At 29.0% G+C, this 21,966-nt stretch carries 27 protein-coding genes and 1 pseudogene; 23 read left to right on the top strand and 5 right to left on the bottom strand.

What is annotated here, in order from left to right:
• Positions 1 to 8 precede the first annotated feature (8 nt).
• From ACZ91P_RS12360 to ACZ91P_RS12345, 4 genes are all read right to left on the bottom strand, one after another.
• Positions 9 to 1,235, bottom strand: coding sequence for a hypothetical protein (locus tag ACZ91P_RS12360; RefSeq protein WP_465156551.1), 1,227 nt, complete (start codon positions 1,233 to 1,235; stop codon positions 9 to 11).
• A 487-nt stretch (positions 1,236 to 1,722) separates the two neighbouring features.
• The gene (locus ACZ91P_RS12355; protein ID WP_465156549.1) at positions 1,723 to 2,121 is read right to left on the bottom strand and encodes a hypothetical protein; all 399 of its coding nucleotides are present in this window, start codon (positions 2,119 to 2,121) and stop codon (positions 1,723 to 1,725) included.
• Entirely contained in the window at positions 2,102 to 2,485 is a 384-nt protein-coding gene (locus ACZ91P_RS12350) for a hypothetical protein (protein ID WP_465156547.1), read from the bottom strand. Before ACZ91P_RS12350 ends, ACZ91P_RS12355 begins: the two co-directional genes overlap by 20 nt.
• 61 nt (positions 2,486 to 2,546) lie before the next feature.
• Positions 2,547 to 2,831, bottom strand: coding sequence for a hypothetical protein (locus ACZ91P_RS12345; RefSeq protein ID WP_338988664.1), 285 nt, complete (start codon positions 2,829 to 2,831; stop codon positions 2,547 to 2,549).
• Between the two features lie 1,863 nt (positions 2,832 to 4,694).
• Here ACZ91P_RS12345 and ACZ91P_RS12340 point away from each other — a divergent pair.
• The 12 genes from ACZ91P_RS12340 to ACZ91P_RS12285 all read left to right on the top strand — a co-directional run bounded on the left by ACZ91P_RS12340 (position 4,695) and on the right by ACZ91P_RS12285 (position 13,903).
• Positions 4,695 to 5,177 carry an LSm family protein gene (locus tag ACZ91P_RS12340; protein ID WP_465156545.1) on the top strand — a complete coding sequence of 161 codons (483 nt, stop codon included), beginning with the start codon at positions 4,695 to 4,697 and terminating at the stop codon, positions 5,175 to 5,177.
• A gap of 19 nt (positions 5,178 to 5,196) precedes the next feature.
• Positions 5,197 to 6,612: a transcription termination factor NusA gene (gene nusA, locus ACZ91P_RS12335; protein WP_465156543.1), complete on the top strand. Its 1,416-nt coding sequence runs from the start codon at positions 5,197 to 5,199 to the stop codon at positions 6,610 to 6,612.
• Between the two features lie 19 nt (positions 6,613 to 6,631).
• Positions 6,632 to 6,907: an RNase P modulator RnpM gene (gene rnpM, locus ACZ91P_RS12330; protein WP_465156541.1), complete on the top strand. Its 276-nt coding sequence runs from the start codon at positions 6,632 to 6,634 to the stop codon at positions 6,905 to 6,907.
• 2 nt (positions 6,908 to 6,909) lie between these two features.
• Complete coding sequence (locus ACZ91P_RS12325; protein ID WP_465156539.1) at positions 6,910 to 7,215, top strand: L7Ae/L30e/S12e/Gadd45 family ribosomal protein; 306 nt, start codon at positions 6,910 to 6,912, stop codon at positions 7,213 to 7,215.
• 23 nt (positions 7,216 to 7,238) lie between these two features.
• The gene (gene infB, locus ACZ91P_RS12320; protein ID WP_465156537.1) at positions 7,239 to 9,092 is read left to right on the top strand and encodes a translation initiation factor IF-2; all 1,854 of its coding nucleotides are present in this window, start codon (positions 7,239 to 7,241) and stop codon (positions 9,090 to 9,092) included.
• 79 nt (positions 9,093 to 9,171) lie between these two features.
• Complete coding sequence (locus tag ACZ91P_RS12315) at positions 9,172 to 9,627, top strand: DeoR family transcriptional regulator (protein ID WP_465156535.1); 456 nt, start codon at positions 9,172 to 9,174, stop codon at positions 9,625 to 9,627.
• A 37-nt stretch (positions 9,628 to 9,664) separates the two neighbouring features.
• Entirely contained in the window at positions 9,665 to 9,793 is a 129-nt protein-coding gene (locus ACZ91P_RS12310) for a hypothetical protein (RefSeq protein WP_465156533.1), read from the top strand.
• A 23-nt stretch (positions 9,794 to 9,816) separates the two neighbouring features.
• Positions 9,817 to 11,880, top strand: coding sequence for a fructose-specific PTS transporter subunit EIIC (locus tag ACZ91P_RS12305; RefSeq protein WP_465156531.1), 2,064 nt, complete (start codon positions 9,817 to 9,819; stop codon positions 11,878 to 11,880).
• A 70-nt stretch (positions 11,881 to 11,950) separates the two neighbouring features.
• Positions 11,951 to 12,883: a 1-phosphofructokinase gene (pfkB, locus tag ACZ91P_RS12300; protein WP_465156529.1), complete on the top strand. Its 933-nt coding sequence runs from the start codon at positions 11,951 to 11,953 to the stop codon at positions 12,881 to 12,883.
• A gap of 388 nt (positions 12,884 to 13,271) precedes the next feature.
• The gene (locus ACZ91P_RS12295; RefSeq protein ID WP_465158999.1) at positions 13,272 to 13,388 is read left to right on the top strand and encodes an ATP-binding cassette domain-containing protein; all 117 of its coding nucleotides are present in this window, start codon (positions 13,272 to 13,274) and stop codon (positions 13,386 to 13,388) included.
• Positions 13,389 to 13,406: 18 nt separating this feature from the next.
• Positions 13,407 to 13,571, top strand: a complete 165-nt coding sequence (locus tag ACZ91P_RS12290) for a hypothetical protein (RefSeq protein WP_465156527.1) — start codon at positions 13,407 to 13,409, stop codon at positions 13,569 to 13,571.
• A 62-nt stretch (positions 13,572 to 13,633) separates the two neighbouring features.
• Positions 13,634 to 13,903: a hypothetical protein gene (locus tag ACZ91P_RS12285; protein ID WP_465156525.1), complete on the top strand. Its 270-nt coding sequence runs from the start codon at positions 13,634 to 13,636 to the stop codon at positions 13,901 to 13,903.
• On the opposite strand, the gene ACZ91P_RS12280 is transcribed toward ACZ91P_RS12285, so the two are convergent.
• Positions 13,900 to 14,064, bottom strand: coding sequence for a hypothetical protein (locus ACZ91P_RS12280; RefSeq protein ID WP_465156523.1), 165 nt, complete (start codon positions 14,062 to 14,064; stop codon positions 13,900 to 13,902). The two genes, ACZ91P_RS12285 and ACZ91P_RS12280, sit on opposite strands and share 4 nt — an antisense overlap.
• 240 nt (positions 14,065 to 14,304) lie before the next feature.
• On the opposite strand from ACZ91P_RS12280, the gene ACZ91P_RS12275 reads away from it, so the two are divergent.
• The 11 genes and pseudogenes from ACZ91P_RS12275 to ACZ91P_RS12225 all read left to right on the top strand — a co-directional run bounded on the left by ACZ91P_RS12275 (position 14,305) and on the right by ACZ91P_RS12225 (position 21,944).
• Entirely contained in the window at positions 14,305 to 14,568 is a 264-nt protein-coding gene (locus ACZ91P_RS12275; RefSeq protein WP_465156521.1) for a hypothetical protein, read from the top strand.
• A 137-nt stretch (positions 14,569 to 14,705) separates the two neighbouring features.
• The gene (locus ACZ91P_RS12270) at positions 14,706 to 15,167 is read left to right on the top strand and encodes a PTS transporter subunit EIIC (protein ID WP_465156520.1); all 462 of its coding nucleotides are present in this window, start codon (positions 14,706 to 14,708) and stop codon (positions 15,165 to 15,167) included.
• On the top strand, positions 15,168 to 15,689 hold the full coding sequence (locus ACZ91P_RS12265) for a PTS transporter subunit EIIC (RefSeq protein WP_465156518.1): 522 nt from the start codon (positions 15,168 to 15,170) through the stop codon (positions 15,687 to 15,689).
• A 180-nt stretch (positions 15,690 to 15,869) separates the two neighbouring features.
• Complete coding sequence (locus ACZ91P_RS12260; protein ID WP_465156516.1) at positions 15,870 to 16,283, top strand: PTS transporter subunit EIIC; 414 nt, start codon at positions 15,870 to 15,872, stop codon at positions 16,281 to 16,283.
• 239 nt (positions 16,284 to 16,522) lie between these two features.
• Entirely contained in the window at positions 16,523 to 16,756 is a 234-nt protein-coding gene (locus tag ACZ91P_RS12255) for a hypothetical protein (RefSeq protein ID WP_465156514.1), read from the top strand.
• A gap of 112 nt (positions 16,757 to 16,868) precedes the next feature.
• Positions 16,869 to 17,905, top strand: a pseudogene (gene rlmN, locus ACZ91P_RS12250) (dual-specificity RNA methyltransferase RlmN).
• 2 nt (positions 17,906 to 17,907) lie between these two features.
• The gene (locus tag ACZ91P_RS12245; protein WP_465156512.1) at positions 17,908 to 18,669 is read left to right on the top strand and encodes a PP2C family protein-serine/threonine phosphatase; all 762 of its coding nucleotides are present in this window, start codon (positions 17,908 to 17,910) and stop codon (positions 18,667 to 18,669) included.
• Positions 18,670 to 18,763: 94 nt separating this feature from the next.
• The gene (locus tag ACZ91P_RS12240) at positions 18,764 to 19,780 is read left to right on the top strand and encodes a protein kinase domain-containing protein (protein ID WP_465156510.1); all 1,017 of its coding nucleotides are present in this window, start codon (positions 18,764 to 18,766) and stop codon (positions 19,778 to 19,780) included.
• 6 nt (positions 19,781 to 19,786) lie between these two features.
• The gene (rsgA, locus tag ACZ91P_RS12235; RefSeq protein WP_465156508.1) at positions 19,787 to 20,656 is read left to right on the top strand and encodes a ribosome small subunit-dependent GTPase A; all 870 of its coding nucleotides are present in this window, start codon (positions 19,787 to 19,789) and stop codon (positions 20,654 to 20,656) included.
• A 12-nt stretch (positions 20,657 to 20,668) separates the two neighbouring features.
• On the top strand, positions 20,669 to 21,349 hold the full coding sequence (gene rpe, locus ACZ91P_RS12230; RefSeq protein ID WP_465156506.1) for a ribulose-phosphate 3-epimerase: 681 nt from the start codon (positions 20,669 to 20,671) through the stop codon (positions 21,347 to 21,349).
• Positions 21,336 to 21,944 carry a thiamine diphosphokinase gene (locus ACZ91P_RS12225; protein ID WP_465156504.1) on the top strand — a complete coding sequence of 203 codons (609 nt, stop codon included), beginning with the start codon at positions 21,336 to 21,338 and terminating at the stop codon, positions 21,942 to 21,944. Before rpe ends, ACZ91P_RS12225 begins: the two co-directional genes overlap by 14 nt.
• The last annotated feature ends 22 nt before the right edge of the window (positions 21,945 to 21,966 follow it).

Raw genomic sequence — 21,966 nt, 5'->3', positions numbered from 1 at the left:
TAGTACTATTAAGAATTTTTAATTTTAACATCAATCGGATTTGTTTGACCAGTAGCGTTGTTTTTATCTTCAATTTGCACTGCAACTGTTTTATCATTTGTAATATCAATTGGTCAATCTTCACTTTTACTTTCAATAAAGTAATCAAAATCATTTTCAGTTAAAGAAACATCTACTGCTTTAACTGCTTTTAAAACAACATCTTTAAATTGTGGTTTTAACTGTTCGGCTTTTGCTTTTGTTGGGTCTGTAACATGAATATTTGGTTTATTTATTTTATTAATTTTACTAATATCAATTTTTGAAACAATATGTTTAATAATTCCTTTTGGTTCAACCAGTGCTCCACCTAAATATAAAACTCTTTCCATAATCAAAGTATTACCCATTCCAGCACCCAATGCAGCTGCACCAACTCTTAATGGAGTATGGTCTTTTTTGTGTAAGATAAGAGGGTCATATTTTTTACTAAATTTAAAGGCAATTGCATTAACACCATCTGGTAAAAGAGTAATTGTTCCTTCTGTACCATTTTTATTAATAATTGGTAATTTTTTAGGAACCATATAATATGTTGTTTCTTCAACAGTTTTCATTGCTCCGCTTGTTTCAATTACATTGTTTATTTGGTCATTTGCTCCAAGTTGTAACTGTAATTTATTACGAATTCCACGAATAAAATCAGCCGAACCTAAAACAACTGTTTCTGAAGGGGTAAATCCATTTTCATATATTTTATTCATAATTTCATCGTGAATTTGTAAAACATTAGTATCATCTGCTTTTTGGCCTTGAATGGTTGTAACTACTCCTTTATTAATAATTTCTAAAATTTTATTACGTTTATAAGCAACCTCAGTATCCATTGCTTGTTCAATATCAGCAGCCCAAAGATTAGGGTCAAAATCACTTTCTACAGGGTCTAATTTACGAGCAAAAGTTAAAATTGTATCTAATTCAACAATTCCATCATCAAATTCTACTTCTGAATAATTTAATAATTTATCATCAGTATTAAATACTTTCTCATCTTTACCAAAACCTTCATTATATTTAATATTTTTCTTTCTTTTATATGATAAACTAAATTTACTTGCATCTTTTCATGCAAATAATGCTTCTCAACTAAATTTTTGTTGATAAGTTTGTAAATATCATTGTTCAAATGTTTCTTGATCTCGTTTTGTTGCTTGATTAGCAATATCTCCGAAAATTCTTTGTGGGTTTTGTGCCATAATTTACTTCCTTCTTTCTATTTATTAAATACATTGTCTGTATCTAAAATATTGTTTTCTTTGTTTTCTACTTTTGGTACGCCCCCAGTATTAACTGTTTGTACCTTAATTAATTCATCATAAACACTTTGCAATTGTGTTTTAATGATTTCAATATCATCAGTAATATAATAAGACTTTAATAAAACATTTTTAAATTCTTAATTATCAGTTAAAGAATTAATAAAGTCAATTACTTCAATTTGCTTTAATTGAATTGTTTCTTGTTCAATTTGTGAAGTTAATTCAGTATTTTTTGTTTGTAGTTCGTTGGTTTGCTGATTACTATTTTCTAAATTAATTGCATTAAATTCTTCAACTTCAGCAGTATTTTCTAAAATAATTTCAGCAGTTTTAATATCTAAACTACCATCTTAATTTTTAATAGGTTCACTATTTTCATTAATAAGAACATATTTTACATTTTTTAATGCCATTGTTTTTCCTCCTATTTTTTAATATTTGTATTTGTTCTTTTTCTAATCGCTTTTTGTATAATTTCAAAACTGTCTACTCTAAAAGACAAAAAATAGCGTTTAGTTTTTATATTTAACTGATTAAATACTGAGCCTTTAATTTTTATCTCATCATCTTTTTTTAATTTCAAAAACTCAGTTAAAATAGATGGGTTATATATTGATAATGTTGAGTAATTTAATCTTTCTCACTGACATTTAGCTGAACAAGCATCAACTTCAAAACCACCAGAAACCAGTGCCTTAATCTTAGTTTTAATCGGATTTTCATGTAATCTAACAGTTAATTCTAACTTATTAACTTTTTTATTTTTTATTTTAGGTTTATTAGTTATTGATTTTTTAGGTAAATTACTTTTTGTTTGTGCCATTTTTTTCTACTCCTTTTGCTAAAAAATACTGTAAATGTTTTCAAGCATCGTGTTCGTGTTCTGACATTTTAATATTTCCTTTATAAATATAATTTTTCTTAATGACTGGTGATTGTAAAATATATTTTAAATTAAATAGATATTTGCATAAAACTTTTAAACCACCAATAAATTTAGGAGTAGATAATGGATTTTTTATTTTTAAACCCTTATGAAGTTGATAATCTTCAATTATTACAATAACTTTATTTAAATAAGAACAAATTTTATTTTTAAACTCATTTAATATTAAATACATATTATTTATTACTTCTTTTTCATTTTTGGAATTAAAAGTAATATTATTAATTATTTTCTTTTGCAAAACATTATAAATAATAATACAAGTTTGTCCAATTCCAGCAGGTCAATTGCAATAATATATTTTAATTTATTTGTTTTATTTTTTTGTCAATTTGTAATATTTTTCATCCATCGGATGCTAAATCTAAAATATCGTTAATTTTATAATATTGCATATATGAAACAATAACATCTCACTTGTCTTTAAATAAATTTAAGTACATTTTGGCTCATTCTAAACATTGCAAATCATAATGCTTTTTATGATGTGAAATACGACAATTAATAGGTTGACAATTAACTCAATCAAATGATGTTGTTATTTCATTTCAAGTTTTATTAATATATTTACTTTTATATTCTGTCATTTATCTATACTCCTTAATTCTTTTTATTTGTTGTTCAAATTTCATCATTAATATCATTTACTGTTACCAGATAAGCTTGTATCATTAATTTTTGTAATTTATTTTTAATTTTTTTATTTCATTTTTTCATCAAATATTTTTCTTTCTGTAAAAAAATATAATATTCCTTTATTGGTTAATATTTTGATATTTAGTAAATAATTTATTTTAATATTTAATTACTTCGCCGCCGGCTCCACTTTGAAGGTGGGCGGGGGCGGATAGGATATTTTGATAGAGTTTACCCCCATACGGAAATAAACAAAAAACAGTTTACCCAGTTATTAATTACGCTTGATCCATCCCTACACAACTTTATATAAAGAAAATAACCTTTTGGAGTTCCAACCCTCTTGTTTTTTAGTGTCCGATATAGTTTTTGGGTTTAACAACACTCTTTTTATGAAAACAAGCCAAAAAACACATGCTCTGACATTTCGCGAGTGATTAATCTTGCCGAGAATTAAAGAAATAAATAGTAGTAGTAAATCCAATCGCTTTCACACTTTCTTTGAGGCTTTGTGCCATAGATGAGTTATCCATCTTTAAGCATCAAAATATTAAATTTTAAGTGCCGCATTATTCATCGGATAATACCTTTATTGAAAGGATTTATAAAAATATCGTTTATTTTGTGGAGGAAAAACAGAATTTAATCTGTTTTTTTATAATAAAAGTTCTAAATTTAAAGATACTATCCGATGAATAATGCAAATAAATTTATGTTTTTTAATATAAAAATAAAAAAAACAATCTCACAAGAGTTGTTTTTTGCCGGTTCATCGTACAGGACGCCTTTTAATAAAATTTTTACTTGTTTCCTGTTTAATTCTTCATTATATTTTAAGATAATGTGTTGATTATTATAACTTACTTTGTATAAATTTAATAATAAATAGAAAATAAAAATAAGAATCATTAACATTAGTTTAGTAATTAAAGATAAATGATTTAATGATATTAATAATAAAGGCATAATAAGAATAAAATAAACACTTAAAACTGAACAATAATAAATTCACTCTCTTTTTAAATTAACTACAATACTAGTTTGTTCTGTCAATGAACTAAAATTTTGGGAATAGGTACGGTTTTTCATTATTTTAAATAAAAATTTTTGTTTATCATTTTTAATTATATATAGTTGTAAATATCAATCCATAACATTAACAATTACACTGATACTTATTAATATTAAAATGTTAATAATAAATCAATGCCAATTAATCTTTCAACTATAATGAATTAAAAGTGAAAAAAATAAAATTATTAATATTGTTGTAATTAGACGCGATAATAAACTATTTTTAAAGTTATTTTTATTAATAATCATCAAAATCTTATTGATTTCAACAACCAGTTATAACTGGTGGAAATCATAGCATTCTAAAAATTACCCCATTTTTTAATCAAAATTGACGCCCTAGTAAACAACCTGCAACTTGAACTCCTCGTGTGTTGTTTATACATTAAAATAATTAATATTCTTTTCATTATTAACTTTCCTTTCCTTTTGAATTTAGCATTATTTTTAAAAATTATTGTGTTAGTAAAGTGAAAAATCATAACTTTCTCTTAAGTTTATTATAACAAATACAAGTCGTTTATATAGGGGCAAGATATCTTAGAAAAGAACTGAAAATATGATGTAACACTTTATTTTTATTCTACCTTTCCTAATTTATCTTCTTAATTTTGTTGCATTTTTATTAATAAGGTATTATAATAATAAAGTAATTAAAATAGGTCAAGAAAGAGCACAATTGTGCTCTTTCTTTAATGCCATAAATTTAGTTATGTTTGATTAAGAAAGGATGGTGTTGAATGGAACATTTTATACAACAAGAAACAAAATTGAAAGCAGCTTTGGAAAATTATTTAGCAAAGCAAAATTTAACTTTGTTTGCAATTAATTATTTACAAGAGTTTGACACAAATGTTGTACAAGTGTTAATTGAAGATAAAACAACTGTGCTTGATTTAGATCACCTAACAGTTATTAGTGAAGAAATTAATGAATTGGTTGATAGTCTTGATTTATTTTCAGAAGAATACTTGTTAGAGGTTTCAACAACAGGTGCTGAGCGACCATTACGAAATTGAAATGAACTACAACAACATGTTAAGGAGTATGTTTATTTAGAATTTAACGAAAAAGTCAATAATTTAGTTGAAGTTACTGGTGAATTATCAATGGTTGATCAGCAACAAAATCTTACTATTACTTATTTTGTTAAAGGTGCTCGCAAAACCTTACAAACAAATTATCAAAATATTAAATTTGCGCGTTGTGCGGTTAAATTTTAAGAAAGGAATGTTATATAGCATGATTGATGGTGCAAAATTATTGGCAACAATTGATGAAATTGTTAGTGAAAAACAAATTAGCCGTGATTTAATTTTAGATTCAATTAAAGAAGGAATTAGGAAGGCTTATGAAAAACATTTTGATCCAGAAGCAACAATTATTGTTGAGATTGATCAAAAAACAGGACAAATTAAAGTTGAAAAAGAATTAACTGTTGTTAAAAAAGTAGAAGATGATTTATTAGAAATTGGTCTAAATGAAGCCAAAGAAAAATATGGTGAGCAAATTACAATTGATAATAAAGTTTATGAATCAGTTAATTCAGAAGAATTTTCACGATTAGCAATTTTCCAAGTTGGCCAAATTATTAAACAACAAATTAAAGAAGCAGAAAAGGATTCAATTTTTGATGAATATATTATCCAAAAAGGGCACTTAATGACAGGTGTTGTTATTGCTGCTGAAGAAAAATACTTATTAGTTGAAGTCGAACGAACATTTGCTTATATTCCTCGAAAAAATTTGATCTTTTCTGACCATTTTGAAGTTGGCCAACCAATTACTTTTTTAGCAGAAGATGTTGTTAAATCAAAAAATGCAGGACAAATTACTGGTTCACGAACAAGCAATGATTTTTTATATCGTTTATTAGAACGTGAGATTCCAGAAATTTTTGAGCAAGTAATTGAAGTAAAAGCAATTGCTCGTGATCCTGGGCGTCGTAGTAAGATTGCTGTTTATAGTACAAATGAAAATATTGATCCAATTGGTGCTTGTGTTGGTAGCAAGGGCAGTCGAATTAATAAAGTAACAGCTGAATTACAAGATGAAAAAATTGATATTTGTATTTATAATGATAATAGTCAACAATTTATTATTAACTCATTATCCCCCGTAAAAGTAATTTCAATTACAACTAATGATGAAGGAAAAGAAGCTGACGTTGTTGTTCCTGATGAGCAATTATCATTAGCAATTGGAAAAGGCGGAAGTGCCGCAAAATTAGTTGCAAAGTTAACAAAATGAAAACTAAATATTATGAGTTATAGTGAAGCGTTAACGAAACAAGTTGAAATTTTATGAAATGGAAATTTAACAACTGATGAACTTAGTGCGTTACAAGTTAAATTAAAAGATAAAATTAAACCAAAAGCCAATGTTGAAACAAATACTGTTGATATAACAGCCAGTTTACCAGTTGAAGAATTTGAAATTATTGAAGAACAAATGGCTGAAGAAACAATGATTTTAGATGAAGAAAATTATCATGTTGATGATTTAACAGAATCAACTCCTAAAGTATTAGAAAATGAAATTCAAGAAATTGAAGACAATCTTTCTTATTTTGAGAGTGAACAATTTGAAAATCAAGATGATGATGACGATGAAATTAATTATAACGACTATGATAATTATTATGATCAAGATAAGTAATTAACTAGGAGGGATATCGATGACAAATCATAAAAAAATTCCCTTACGAAAATGTGTTGTTTCACAACAAATGTTACCAAAAAAAGAATTGGTACGAATTGTTAAGACATCAAACGGGGAAATTATTATTGATCCAACCGGAAAGGCCAATGGACACGGTGCTTATTTACGACCAACATTAGAGATTTATGAAAAAGCAAAAAAGAGTCACGCGTTAGAACGTGCTTTAAAAACAAAGTTAACCGATCAATTTTACGAAATGTTATATTGTGAAATTAGCGAAGGTTGAGATTAACGATGATAGATCAAAAAGGATATAGTTATCTTGGTCTAGCCAAACGAGGGGGTAAACTAATCAGAGGGGCTTGTTTGTTAACTGCCATTCAACAAAAAACTGTTTATTTAGTATTAACAAGCAGTGATGTTGGTGCTACGCAAGCAAAAAAATATCAACAAAAATGTTTTTATTATAAGATCCCTTATTTTAATTGCCTTGATTTCAATTTAACCCAACAAGCTTTAGGAACAAATAATGTTAAAATGATTGGTATTAGTGACCAACATCTTGCCCAACGGTTGCTGACATTATTAAATAATTCTTAAAATTCAAAAAGGAGGAGGAACAGATGAGTAGTCAAAATAACAAACAAAATAAAAAAACATTAGCTAAAAAGCAACGAAATCGGATTCAATCACAATTAAAAAGGGTCGAAGCACATGTTACCGAAGGAGTTTTTGTTTATGATGAGGAATTAACTATTGCTGAGTTTGCCCAAAAAATTAATAAACCCGTTAGTGAAATTATTAAATACTTTTTTAGTAAGGGGATAATGTTAAATCAAAATACTTTTTTAACTGAAGATCAATTGGGAGAGTTATGTTTAGAATTCGGGTTAGATTTTAAACGTGAAAAATCAGTAACACATGAAAACTTAATTGAAAGTTTTGAAGTTAATGATGACCCTGCTTCGTTAGAAAAACGACCACCAATTGTCACAATTATGGGCCATGTTGATCATGGGAAAACAACTCTATTAGATACCATTCGTAATACTAATGTGGTAAGTACAGAACATGGGGGAATTACACAACATATTGGGGCTTATCAAATTAAAACGAAACATGGTGAAAAGATTACCTTTGTTGATACTCCTGGACATGAAGCTTTTACACAAATGCGCGCACGAGGGAGTGCAGTAACAGATATTGTTGTCCTAGTTGTTGCCGCTGATGATGGTGTAATGTTGCAAACTAAAGAAGCCATTGATCATGCCAAAGCAGCTGGCGTACCAATTATTGTTTTTGTTAATAAAATGGATAAAGTTGGAGTAAATTTAGATAATATTTTAATGCAATTATCACAAGAAGAATTAACTCCAGAAGAGTGAGGAGGAACAACTCCTTATGTTAAAGGAAGTGCTAAACAAAAACAAGGAATTGATGAATTATTAGATACAATTTTATTAATGGCTGATTTAATGGAATTAAAAGCAAATCCAAATCGTTTTGCGTTAGGAACAGTGCTTGAATCACACTTAAATCGTGGCTTAGGACCAGTTGCAACACTATTGGTGCAATCAGGAACATTGAATATTAAAGATGCCTTAGTTGTTGGTTATACTTTTGGTTATGTTCGTGATTTATCTGATGAGAGTGGTAAAAAAATTAAATCAGCAGGACCATCAACTCCAGTTATGATTCATGGTTTAAATGAAGTACCAAATGCTGGTGACCGTTTTATGGTTTTTCGAGATGAAAAATTAGCACGTGAAATTGCTTTAAAACGAAAAACAATTGATACAATGAATAAACGTTATAAAAATCAAAATTTCTCGTTAGAAAGTTTATCAGCCCAAATTAAAGATGGACAATTAAAACAAATTAATATTATTTTAAAAGCTGATACTCAAGGAACAGTTGAAGCGGTAAAAGCAAGTCTATTAAAAATTAATATTCCAGGTGTAAGAATTAATGTTTTACGAGCAACTGTTGGGGCAATTTCTGAAAGTGATGTAACATTAGGTTTAGCTAGTCAAGCATTTATTGTTGGTTTTAATGTTCGTCCAACAGCTCATGTTCGGAAAAAAGCCGAAGATGAAGGTGTTGCAATTCGTTTGCATACAATTATTTATAAATTAACTGAAGAAATAGTTGCCGCAGCGGAAGGAATGTTAGATCCAGAAATGGTTGAAGAAGTGTTAGGACAAGCGGAAGTACGTCAAATTTTCCGTCATTCTGATATTGGAACTATTGCTGGTTGTTATGTTACTGATGGTATTATTCCACGAAAATCACGAGTTCGAGTTTTACGTGATGGAGTTATTGTCTATAGTGGTAAATTGGCATCATTAAAACATGTTAAAAATGATATTAAAGAAGCCAAAACAGGGGCTGAATGTGGGTTAACAATTAAAAACTATAATGATTTAAAAGAGCAAGATGTTATTGAAGCTTATACTGAGAAAGCCGTTACAAAGTAATGGTTTTTTTGGTTGTTTTATGTTATTTTTGGTTGTTTTTGGTTAAAAATAATATATAATTACAATTGGTGAGAAGATATTGCAGTTATCACCAACAACATTACGCCGTGATTTAACGGAAATGGAGCAACAAGGGTTATTAAAACGAGTCCATGATGGTGGTATTAAATTACAAAAGAGTTATGAGGTTCGGATAGAAAAACAATTAAATGAAAAAATCCAACAGCATGCAAAAGAAAAATATTTAATTGCTCGCCATGCGGTTAAAAAAATTAAACCAAAAATGTGTCTTTATTTGGATGTTGGTTCATTAACCTTAGCATTAATTAAGTTATTACAAACAGCAGATGATTTAATAATTATTACTAATTCAATCTTCCATGTAGAACTATTAGCTTTAGGAGGATTTAATAATGTTTATGTCTTGGGAGGAAAATATAAACACCAAACAGGAGCATTATATTGGTTGAGAAGCCATTACGACTTTACAAAAATATCAAATTGATTGTGCTTTTTAAAGCGTGAATGGGATTAATGGTCAGGATTTATCTACGACCGACCCAGATGAAGCAATGATTAAAGCAGAGGTTATTAAACGAGCAACAAAAAGTTATATTCTTGTTGATTCATCAAAATTTAACATTAAATCATTAGTAAAATTCGCTTCTCGTTCGGAAGTTGAAATTATTACAAGTTCATAGAAAGGATCAAAGGATAAAAAAATATGAAAATAATTGATTATTTTACTGAAGCAACAACCTTTTTAAAAACTTCTGCGACAGATAAAGCTGAAGTCTTTGCAACATTAGCAACAGCATTAGTTAACAATGAAACAGTTACTGATTCAGCAAAGCTAATTAAAGCTTTAGAAAAACGTGAAACAGAAGGTCCAACGGGGGTTGGTGATGGTTTAGCAATTCCCCACTGTTCAAGTAGTAGTGTTACTAAACCATCAATTGCAATTATGACATTAGAAAAGGCAGTTGATTGACAAAGTTTAGATAACAAACCAGTTGATATCATTTTTATGATTACTACGCCAGAACAAGGAGGAGAGCAACATTTACAAGCACTAGCAAAATTAGCTGGTTTTTTAGGAAAAAATGAAGTTGTAACCCAAATTCGTGCGGCAAAAACTTTTGCTGATATTCTTAAAGCATTTATTGAACCATTTACTAACCACGATAAAGTGAAAACCAATGGTCACTATGATGTTATTGGTATTACAGCTTGTCCAACTGGAATTGCCCATACTTATATGGCAAAAGAAAAAATGGAAGAAGCAGCAAAGACAATGGGCTTAACAATTAAAGTTGAAACGCAAGGGCGTAGCGGTAATGAAAATGTTTTAACAACAACCGACATTGCTAATGCAAAAGCAATTATTCTTGGGATTGATAAAAAAATTACGGGAATGGATCGTTTTAAGGGTGTTTCATATTTAGAAACAAGTACAAAAGATGTTATTTACCATGGCTCTAATGTTATTCAAGATGCTTTGAATGGTAAACGTTTAACAATTGGCAAAGGTGGCAAAGGTGGTAACCATGAAGTTGGTGAATTAAGTTTAAAAAACTTTAAAGATGTAACAAAAAACCTCTTAGGAGGAGTTTCACGAATGTTACCATTTGTGGTTGCTGGAGGAATTATTTTAGGAATTGGTTTCTTATTAGATTCAGGTAAAACAGGAAAAGATTTTGGAGTAACTCGTGATATTGCTGCATGATTTTCAGGATTAGGAAAAGTAATCTTTGGTATGATGGTTCCAATTTTAGGTGCTTATGTATGTTACTCGATTGTGGGATCACAAGGATTATTACCCGGAATGACAGCAGGATTAATTGCTAATGCTCCTGGAATGTTATATGATGCAGAAAATAAAACGGGATGAGCAAATACATGAGGGCGATTATTCCCTGATTCAATTTCAAACTTTAACTCAGGATTTTTTGGAGCCTTAATTGGTGCTTATCTTGTTGCCTTTGCTGTATATGGATGTCAAAAAGGATTTGCTCGGTTCCACCCATCACTACGAGGAGTTCGTGATATTGTATTAATCCCTGTTCTAACAGCTTTAGCAGCAGGAGTCTTAATGTTTGGTTTAAATATCCCACTAGGATATTTAAACTACGGTTTAAGTTTAGGTTTAAAAGCAATTGCTGATTATAATTTAAATGCTTTAATTGGAATTATTATTGGTTTAATGATGGCTGCTGATATGGGTGGACCAATTAATAAAGCTGCCTATGTGTTTGGAACCTTAACAATTGATGCTACACAAACAGCTTATGAAGGAATTCGCTCAACGAATGGGGGAACAGTCTTTATGGCTTGTGCAATGTTAGCAGGAATGGTACCACCATTAGCATTAGCCCTATGTACAAGAATGTTTAAAAAATATTGAACAAAAAAAGATGTTGAGCAAGGAAATACTAACTATTTCTTAGCCGCATGTTTTATTACCGAAGGGGCAATTCCATTTGCTGCTGCTGACCCAAAACGAACAATTCCATCAATTATGGCTGGAAGTGCTATTACTAGCACAATTGTTAGTGGTTTTGGTGTAACCTTAGCAGCACCGCACGGAGGGGTTTTTGTCTTTCCGCTATTGCAAATTCAAGATAATGGTAAAAATTGATTTAGTATTGCTAATCATGGTGCTTCAATTGGAGTAGCAGTCTTAATTTCAGTTATTGCACTAATTATTGGAAGCTTTATTAGTGCCTTGATTCTTGGATTTTGAAGAATGCATGATGTTAAAAACAATAAAATTACTTTAGCAATTTAATTTAAAAAGTAAAAACCCAACTCATTGGGTTTTTATAATACTAAAATAAAAAGGGAAGGAGTACGAAAAAATGATTTATACATTAACATTAAATCCCGCAATTGACCAAGTTATTGAAGTCTCTAATTTCCAGGTAGGAGAAACTAATAAAGCGATTAGTGAGTATGAGGTAATTGGTGGCAAAGGAATTAATGTTGCCGTAATGTTGCAACATTTAGGATATTCAACTACAGCATTAGGCTTTTTGGGGCGTGATAATATGGAAATGTTTAAACATTATTTGATAGAGCAAAAGGTTGGTGCTTGTTTTCATGAAGTTAATGGCAAAAACCGAACTAATATAAAAATTAAAAGTTTAGAAATAAAACAAGAAACAGAATTAAATGGTCTTGCTTTTTCTGTTAGTGCTGATGATGTTATGGCATTGTTAACAATTCTTAAAACAGAATTAACCAAAAATGATTGTTTAATTATTTCTGGTTCATTACCACGCAATTGTCTATCTGATTTATATCAAACAATTAGTACTTACTGTGAAGAAAATGAAATCTTACTTGTTGTTGATGCAACAAAGGATGTTTTATTATCAACTTTATCAGCTAAACCATTCTTAATTAAACCAAATTTAGCGGAATTAAATGAACTATTTGAAACAAATTACCAATTTACTCAAAAAGCAGAAATTGTTGCTTTAGGAAAAAGATTGCAAGAACAAGGGGCACAGAATGTTTTAATTAGTAGTGGTAAGGATGGGAGCATTTTAATTACTCCAACAAATGTTTATGTTGGTAATACTGCAACAGGACAATTAATTAATTCAGTTGGCGCTGGTGATTCAATGGTTGCTGGATTTGTTGGAGCATATTTAGCAACAGATGATTATCAAGAAGCAATGTTAACTGGTATTTGTGCTGGATCAGCGACAGCATTTAGTCAAGGGATTGCTGACAAATTGTTAGTGGAAAGTTTAAAACAACAAATCAAAATTAGTACTTTTAAATAAAAAAATGATATTTAATAATATCATTTTTTTATTTTATGTCATATTGTTCATTGCTGTTACAATTATGGTTTATGCCCAAAATATATCTTTTTAAATCTTGTTAATGAATATTTATGATACCAAAAATTGTTGGAATTGAGAATTTTACTTTCCTAAGATCAATTATAATACTTCTTTGGAGAGTATAAAATGAAATCTTTTTTCTTGAAAATGGTATAGTTTGGCAAATTACGCTTTATTTACGATAAAGTTAAAATGAAAATCTTTTCCTTAATGGTAAAATAAGGAAAAATTTACTTTAAAGTAGGAGGATTTTATGGCAATTATCTTAGAAGCCAAAGCTATTAGCAAAAAATACCATTAAAAATTTTTTTAAAAAGATGTTAATATAATCCATCAACATGAAAAAATTGGTTTAATTGGTGCTAATGGAAGTGGTAAAACAACATTAAGCGAGATTATTGCTGGTGTGCGAAAGCCTAATAATGATGAAATTATTTATTAACCAAATTTAACCACTGGAATGCAGTTTCAAAATTCCCAATATCCACCTGGGTCAACAATAATGGATATGATTAAATATTATTGTAAAGTATTTCAGTTATCTTTCCAGCAGGATGAAATTAAACAATTAATTAGCACTTATCAGTTAACAGAAGTTGCTAAAAAAAGATTGTTAAATTATTAGGAGGTCAGCAACAGCGATTAAACATTTTATTGTCAGTTATTCATCAGCCACAATTACTAATTTTGGATGAAGTTTCAACTGGCTTAGATATTGCAGTTAAAGAAACTATTTTTCAATTTTTAGAACAAAATATTATTAATCAACGAGCAATGTTGCTCGTATCAGACAATATGGAAGAAATTGAACGTTTTTGTGAGCGGGTTATCTATTTATCTGCAGGAAAAATTAAAGCTGATTTAGCAGTAACTGATATTCTTCAAAAGTATGGTAGTGTTTTTAACTATACAAAAGAGATGTTTGAAAATGAACAAAATAAAGACTCTTTTAATTAAGAGTCTTTATTTTTATTAGCACTTTGATTGTAGTCTTCGGTAATTGCGTTAGCCGCCTTAATCTTATTTTCTAAATTTGGATGAATTTTTAATAAACTTCGAAAAATGATATCAGATATTAAAATTTGAAAAGTATTTTTATTATATGTTAACAGAGACAACATAGAAACTGCTTTCATCAACCGTACCATGAAAGTTATTTTCATAATATTAACTAATTCTATTTTACAACATATTATACGAATAATAAAGTGGAAAATAATTTGTTAATTTAATAAAAAATGCAAATTATGAATATTTTTCAATAAAATTATTCTATAATGTAATTATAAAATAATGAAAATTTATATAAAAATCCAAATGTAAGCAAGTTATTTTAATAGAAAGAGTAAAAAAAGACAATGATGTTAAGTTTATCGCCACAACATATTACCTATTTATCAATTTTAATTTTTGGAATTATCGTGGGGACAATATTGTTAATTAATTGAATTTTCCAAAAGAAACGATTAGCTAATAGCGGAGATTATTATGCTAAAAATAATAAAAATTTAGATTTATGAAATTATATTAAACGTAATATTGCGTTATATAGTTCTTTTTTTTATTATGTTATTAGTATTTCCGCTTTTTTTATTGGTTTTATAAAATTATCATTATTTTAAAAAAAGAAAAAACTTTGCTTTGTAGTAATTAACCTAACTTTAAGTTAGTTAAATTATATAATTATTTAGGAAATATTAATTTATTATTTTAAAAGGAGAAATCAAAAATGAGTGAGAAAGCCAAGCTTAAACCTTTTATGTCAAAGGCTTGATGAAAACAATCAAATCAAAGGACAATGGGGACTTTAAGTAAATTAAGTAAAGCATTTTTATTACCAATTGCGTTGTTAACAATTGCTGGAATCTTCTTAGGAGTTGATGCGACTATTTCATCAAAAGTTGATCCTGCTTCAGCAGCTTGATACTTTGGAAATTTTTTAAATAAAATGGGAGATATTACCTTTGGCAATTTGCCAGTATTATTTTGTATTTCTGTTGCAATGGCCTATACGGAGGATGCTGGAGTAGCAGCATTGACTTCAGTGGTCGGGTTTTTAGTTTTTAATGCAATTCAGTTGTCATTATTAAATGAGGCATATGCTCATATTCAATATGTTGTTAATATTGAGAGGGGTGCTTCACCAATTATGGGATTAACTGTTGAAGGTTTAACATCAGCCAGTCCAACTTTACTAACGGGTGAACAATTATTGGAATAAATGAGAACCAATGATATTTATAAAGAATTAGTGAAAGGGAATGTTACTGTCACAATTGTTAGTTCAGCACGAGTAACTGATCAATTTAACTTGTTATTTTACACTGGTCAAACATGAGCAGTTCAAAATAAATTATTAACTTCTAATTTAGGAATTAATTCATTAAATACTGGTGTTTTTGGAAGGATTTTTGTTGGAGCGATTGCGGCTTTCGCTTATAATCGTTTTCATAAAACACAATTACCTTCAGCGTTGAGTTTTTTTAGTGGGACAAAATTAGTTCCAATTATTATGTTTATGGCAGTAATTCCATTAGCTTTTATTTTTATGATTATTTGACCATTAATTGAAACTGGACTAGCATGATTTGAAAATAACTTAGGAAAATTACCAGTAGGGTTAGATTCTTTAATCTTTGAGATTTTTGAGCGATCATTAGTGCCATTTGGCTTACATCATGTGTTCTATTCACCATTATGATGAACACAAGCCGGGGGGAAGTATGGCAGATTTAATCGCTAATGTTTCAAAAGACCCTTTAAGTTATATGGCTTTCCTTAAAGATTTACAAGGAGCTGGGGTTATATTGATGCTAATATTGATTTAAGTACAATTACAGTTAGAGCAGCACAAGCAGCAATTACTAGTTGAGTATCAGAACTAAATGCTTCAACAATAGCAGCAGTTGGTGATTAAACAATTATGTATAAAGTTATTGCTAATCCAAAAATTACCTTTACAATGGTTCAACATATGGAGTTAAATTTAGGACGATTCCAAACTGGGAAGTTCCCATTTATAATGTTTGGATTATCAGCAGCAGCAGGAATGTACTTTAGTGTTCCAAAAGAAAATCGAAAACAAGTAATGGGAATTTACTTTTCAGCAGCCTTTACTTGCTTCTTAACAGGAATTACAGAACCAATTGAATTTACTTTCTTATTTGTAGCACCATGGTTATTTTATGGTGTTCATATGCCTTTATGTGCAATTTCATTTATGTTAATGGGATTATTACATGTGCATACATCAATGACCGTTTCAGGTGGATTTATTGACTTTATTGTCTTTGGTATTATTCCATTTGTTGGTGGTAAAGGAACAAACTTCTATTAAATTTTTGCAGTTGGAATTACATATATTGGAATTTATTTTGCAGCTTTCTACTTCGCAATTAAATATGGGAAAGTTCAAATTCCTGGTCGTGATGGTATCACAAAACTATATACTAAAGCTGATTTTAAAGCAAAAAAAGTACTAATGAAACAACTTCATCAGCACCAGCAAAGGGTGATGCGGCAAAAAGAGAAAGAGCACGTAAAATTATTGAATTTTTAGGTGGTGCTGATAATATTATGGCAGTTGACTCATGTGCATCACGTTTACGAATTACAGTTGTTGATAGTAAACTTGTCAATCAAGATGGAATTAAAGGATTAGGTGGCAGCACCGGAATGCTTATTCGTGGTCAATCGGTTCAAATTATTTATGGTGGAGAACAAGAAGTAATTAAACCGTATATGCGTGAATTATTAGCTGAAATGCGTAATAATAAAGAGACAGCGAATTTAAATTCAAAACAGGGTTAAAATTAAATAGATATCAAAAAAACATTAATTTTTTAATTAATGTTTTTTTGTCTATTTTAACAAATGCTATTTTGTGATAAAATTATAATATATAAAAATGGAGTGGAAAATAATGACATCAATTTTTGGATATCCAAAAGAGGAATTACAATTAGATTTAGTTGCGCATGGTTTTAAGAAGTATTTAGCAGAGCAAATCTTTGATTGAATATATGTCAAAAACATATATTCTTTTGATGAAATGACAAATATTTCTAAAACTGATCGTAATAAATTACAAGAATACTATACGATTGAGCCATTAAAAATTGTTGTTCAACAACAGTCAAAAGATGGAACAGTAAAGTTTTTGTTTCAGTTAGCAGATGGTTATAAAATTGAAACAGTTTTAATGCCTCAAAGTTATGGTAATTCTGTTTGTGTTACAACACAAGTTGATTGTAATATGGCGTGCACTTTTTGTGCCTCAGGACTATTTAAAAAACCCAGAATTTATCAAATGCCGAAATTGTTCAACAAGTTATGATGGTTAATCGTTATTTAGCAACAACAAATGAACGTGTAAGCCATGTTGTTGTAATGGGAATTGGCGAACCATTTGATAATTTTGATAATACGCTTAAGTTTGTCATCATTATTAATGACTCAAAAGGTTATGAAATTGGTGCGCGCCATATTACAATTTCTACTTGTGGGTTAGTTCCAAAAATTAAACAATTTGCAGAATTAAAGACCCAAGTTAATTTAGCAATTTCATTACATGCTCCAAATAATACGATTCGTAATCAATTAATGCCAATTAATAAAGCTTATTCAGTAGAAAAATTAATGGATACAGTTCGTTATTATATTGAGTTAACTAATCGGCGTGTTACTTTTCAGTATATTTTAATTGAGGATGTTAATGATAGTCGTGAAACAGCATTAGAATTAGCAAAGTTAATTCAAGGATTAAATGCTTATGTTAATTTAATTCCTTATAATACAGTTGCAGAAAATGGGTGTCAACGCAGTACAAAAATTAATCAATTTTTTTAAACTTTATAATAGCAAAAAATTAATTGTATTGTTCGTCGTGAATTTGGGCACGATATTGATGCTGCTTGTGGTCAATTACAAGCTAAAAATGAAGGGATTATTAGAAAATAATTATGCAAATACGGTTTGGATACAAAACTGATATTGGTGCTTATCGTAGTAGTAATCAAGATTACTTTGATTTTGCCAATAATAGTTTTAACAATTATATTGCCATTGTTTGTGATGGGATGGGTGGTCATCAACATGGCGAAGTTGCCAGTAAAATGGCTGTTGATAGTTTGGTGGAACATTTTAAACGGACAAATTTTAATCATTTGTCCGATGAAGAAATTAATAAATGGTTTCGTCAAACAATTTTAGCAATTCAACAGGAAATGGTTACTTATGCTCAAATTTATCCTGATACAAGTGATATGGGAACAACAGTTGTTGCTGCCTTAATTGCTAATGGAAAAGTATATGTTATTAATATTGGTGATTCACGGTTATATAAATTACATCATGATAAAATTTATCAAATTACTACTGACCAAAATATGGAAAATTCAACAGAATATCGAGAAAAACAAGAATTAGAATTTCAAGGTCAATATAAAAAACAATATAATATGCATACTTTTTGAAAAGTATTAACAAGTGCTTTAGGACCAACAAAGAATTTAAAAATTGATACTTATGTTATTGAAGATATTAAAGGACAGTATTTATTAACCACCGATGGAATTCATGATTATGTTGATAAAATTGATTTAATTGAAACATTAAAATCAGCAAATAAATTAAACGATAAGGTTAAAATTTTAATTGATCGGGCATTAGAAAATCTATCAACTGATAATTTAACCGGAATTGTTTTTGAAATAACAGATTAAAGCACTGTTATTTTTATTTGTTGTTTTTTTTCTTTTTAGTTTTTTGTGTTATGATGTTTACAAGTTAAAATAATAAGGTAAAAGGGTGCAGAAAATGGAACAAATCACAATTGGAACAGTGTTACACAATCGTTATCAGGTTTTAGCTAAAATTGCAGATGGTGGTATGGCTGAAGTTTTTGAAGGATATGATATGTTATTAAAGCGGCATGTTGCAATTAAAATTATGACATTAACATTATCAAAAAATAAAGAAGCAGTAGAACGTTTTAATAAAGAATATAATTCAATTGCGCAGTTTTTCCATAATAATGTGGTTAAAGTTTATGGTTCATTTCAGGCGTATGATCGTCATTGTTTAGTTTTGGAATTAGTTAAAGGTTATACTTTGAAAGATCGTTTACTAACATTAGGTCCTTGCACTGTTAAAGAATTATTATATTTTTTTGATGAAATTAATTTAGCTATTACGGAAGCTCATCATAATGATATTATTCATCGTGATATTAAACCAGAAAATATTTTGATTTCATATGATGGTAAAATCAAGGTTGCTGATTTTGGGGTTGCAATTTTAGAAAATAGTGAAGATTTAGAATGTGGCAAAATCATTGGAACATCAAAATATATGGCACCAGAAATTGTCCACCAATCAAAACCAGCAACAAAACGCAGTGATATTTATGCTTTAGGCATTATGTTATATGAGTTAGCTGTTGGGATGGCTCCTTTTGTTGGAAAAAATCCAACTTTTGTTGCAGTTAAACATGTTAAAGAATTGCCACTACGACCACGGTTAGTAAATCCCTTAATTCCACAAAGTTTAGAAAATGTTATTTTAAAAGCAATTGCGAAAGATCCAAGTGAGCGGTTTCAGACAGTAGTAGATTTTAATACTAGTTTACAAGCAATTGAAACATCAGAACATCGCTCGGAAAAACCTTTAAAGTTATCAAATATGTTTGAAGTAAAAGGTAAGCAGTGTAAGATTTATGATCGGTATTATTCTTATCCATGATTTTTAAGAATTAAGGTTGCTTGATGATTTAGTTTCTTACTAGTTTGTTTCATTATTGCCTTAGTTTGTCTTTGCTTGTTTTTACCAGGGTAGAATAATATGCATGAAACAGGAATGATTATTTGCATTGTTAGCGAGTTTTGTTATGTTAAAAATGATATTGACCATCAAATTTATGCTTGCAAAGCAAAAGGATTATTTCGTCATCAAGAAATTAAACCAGTTGTTGGTGATTATGTTCAATTTGAAATTCAAAATGACAAGCAAGGAATTATTTATCAAATTGAACCGCGTAAAAATGAATTATACCGGCCACGAATTGCTAATGTTGATCAAGTTATTATTATTACAGCAATGGCAGAACCGGCTTTTAATTCATATTTATTAAATAAATATTTAGTATTTATTGAATACAAAAGTTTAAAACCAGTTATTGTTTTTACTAAAAAAGATTTAGTGAAAACAGATGAACTTTATCAAAAATATTTTAACTGATATCCAAAGTTAGGTTATGAAGTTTATTTTATTAGTAATAAAAAAGATGATAAAAAAGTATGACAACAATTTGAACAACTTTTTCAGAATAAAATCACAGTGTTAACTGGGCAAACTGGTAGTGGGAAAACATCAACTCTAAATACGCTATTACAAGCAGAGATAATTAAAACGCAAGAAATTTCTAAAGCATTAGGCCGCGGTAAACATACAACGACGGCTAGTGCATTATATGAGTTATTAGATGGAATGATTGCTGATACACCAGGTTTTTCAACATTTGATTTAAGAGATTATAAAAAAGGAGGATTAGCCCGCTCTTATCATTTATTTAATCAATATGCTAATGAATGTAAGTTTCGAACTTGCTTGCATTTACATGAGCCACATTGCAAAATAAAAGCATTAGTTCAAGCAGATGTTATTCCACAATTTTTTTATAATGATTATGTTTGCATTATGCAAAAACAATAGAAAGAGGTAATGATGAAAAAATATTTTGTTGCACCAAGTGTTTTAAGTGCAAATTATTTAATCCTACAAGAAGAGTTAGCAGCAATTAAGAAAGCAGGTGCTCAATGAATTCATTTTGATGTAATGGATGGTGATTTTGTACCAAATTTAACTTTTGGTTCAAAGATTTTAGCTGATATTACTAGTTATAGCGATTTATATCTTGATTGTCACTTAATGGTTAAAATTAAAAATAGTAGTGTTGAAAATTACTTGCTGCCCTTTATTAAAGCAGGTGCATCAGCAATTACTTTGCATTATGAAGCATTAATTGAACCACAATTAACTGAATTTTTAAGTTTACGAACAAAATTAAACATAAAAATTGGGTTAGCAATTAAACCATCAACTCCAGTTGAAATTATTTACCCGTATTTAAATTGTCTTGACTTAGTCTTAGTAATGACAGTAGAACCTGGTTTTGGTGGTCAAGCTTTTATTCCAGCAGCAGCAGCAAAGATTAAAATTTTACGACATTATCTTGATCAAAATAATGGCAAAACACTAATTGAAGTTGATGGGGGAATTAATGCTGAAACTGCAACCCTTTGTAAACAATATGGGGTTGATGTGTTAGTAGCGGGTAGTTATTTATTTGGCCATGTTGATTTAGCAGCAAGGTTGAAAGGATTATTAGCAGATGAAAGCAAATAAAGTTTTAATTGTTTGTTCAGAAACAAATTTAGATTTACAGCAGTATCAAGATTATTATAAAATTGGTGTGGAACGAGGTGCCTTAGATTTAATTAAAACTTTTGATACTTTTGATCTTTTTTGTTGTGACCAAGATAGTTTAACAACAACAGAAGCAAAACTAATTACTAGTAAAGCAAAAGAGTTATTAATAGTTTCCCAAATTAAAGATTATATTGATGGTGAATTAGCCTTACAAGAAGCGTTAAAATTAAAACCACAAGAAATTATTTTTATTGCACAAGGTAATCGCTTTGATATGGAGTTAAGTTGTTTTAACTTTATTTATCGCTATAATATTATTTTTATGAATGATAATACTTATGCTTATTTATTAAAACCAGGAATGAATGAAGTTTATCAAAAGGCAGGTTATCGTTATTTTTCATTATTTAGTTTGCAAGCAGCAACTGTGACAATTAGTAATTTAAAATATAATGTTAACCAATTAAAATTGTCAGAATTATCGCTTAATGCAGTTAGTAATGAATTTCTTACGTCAGTCGGGAATATTGATGTTTTAACAGGACAAGTTGTTGCAATTTATAGTAAATAAAAATCGGTTTTAAAAACCGATT

The organism is Spiroplasma endosymbiont of Halictus nicosiae, assembly GCF_978018445.1.
This window is presented reverse-complemented; position numbering and strand designations above follow the sequence as displayed.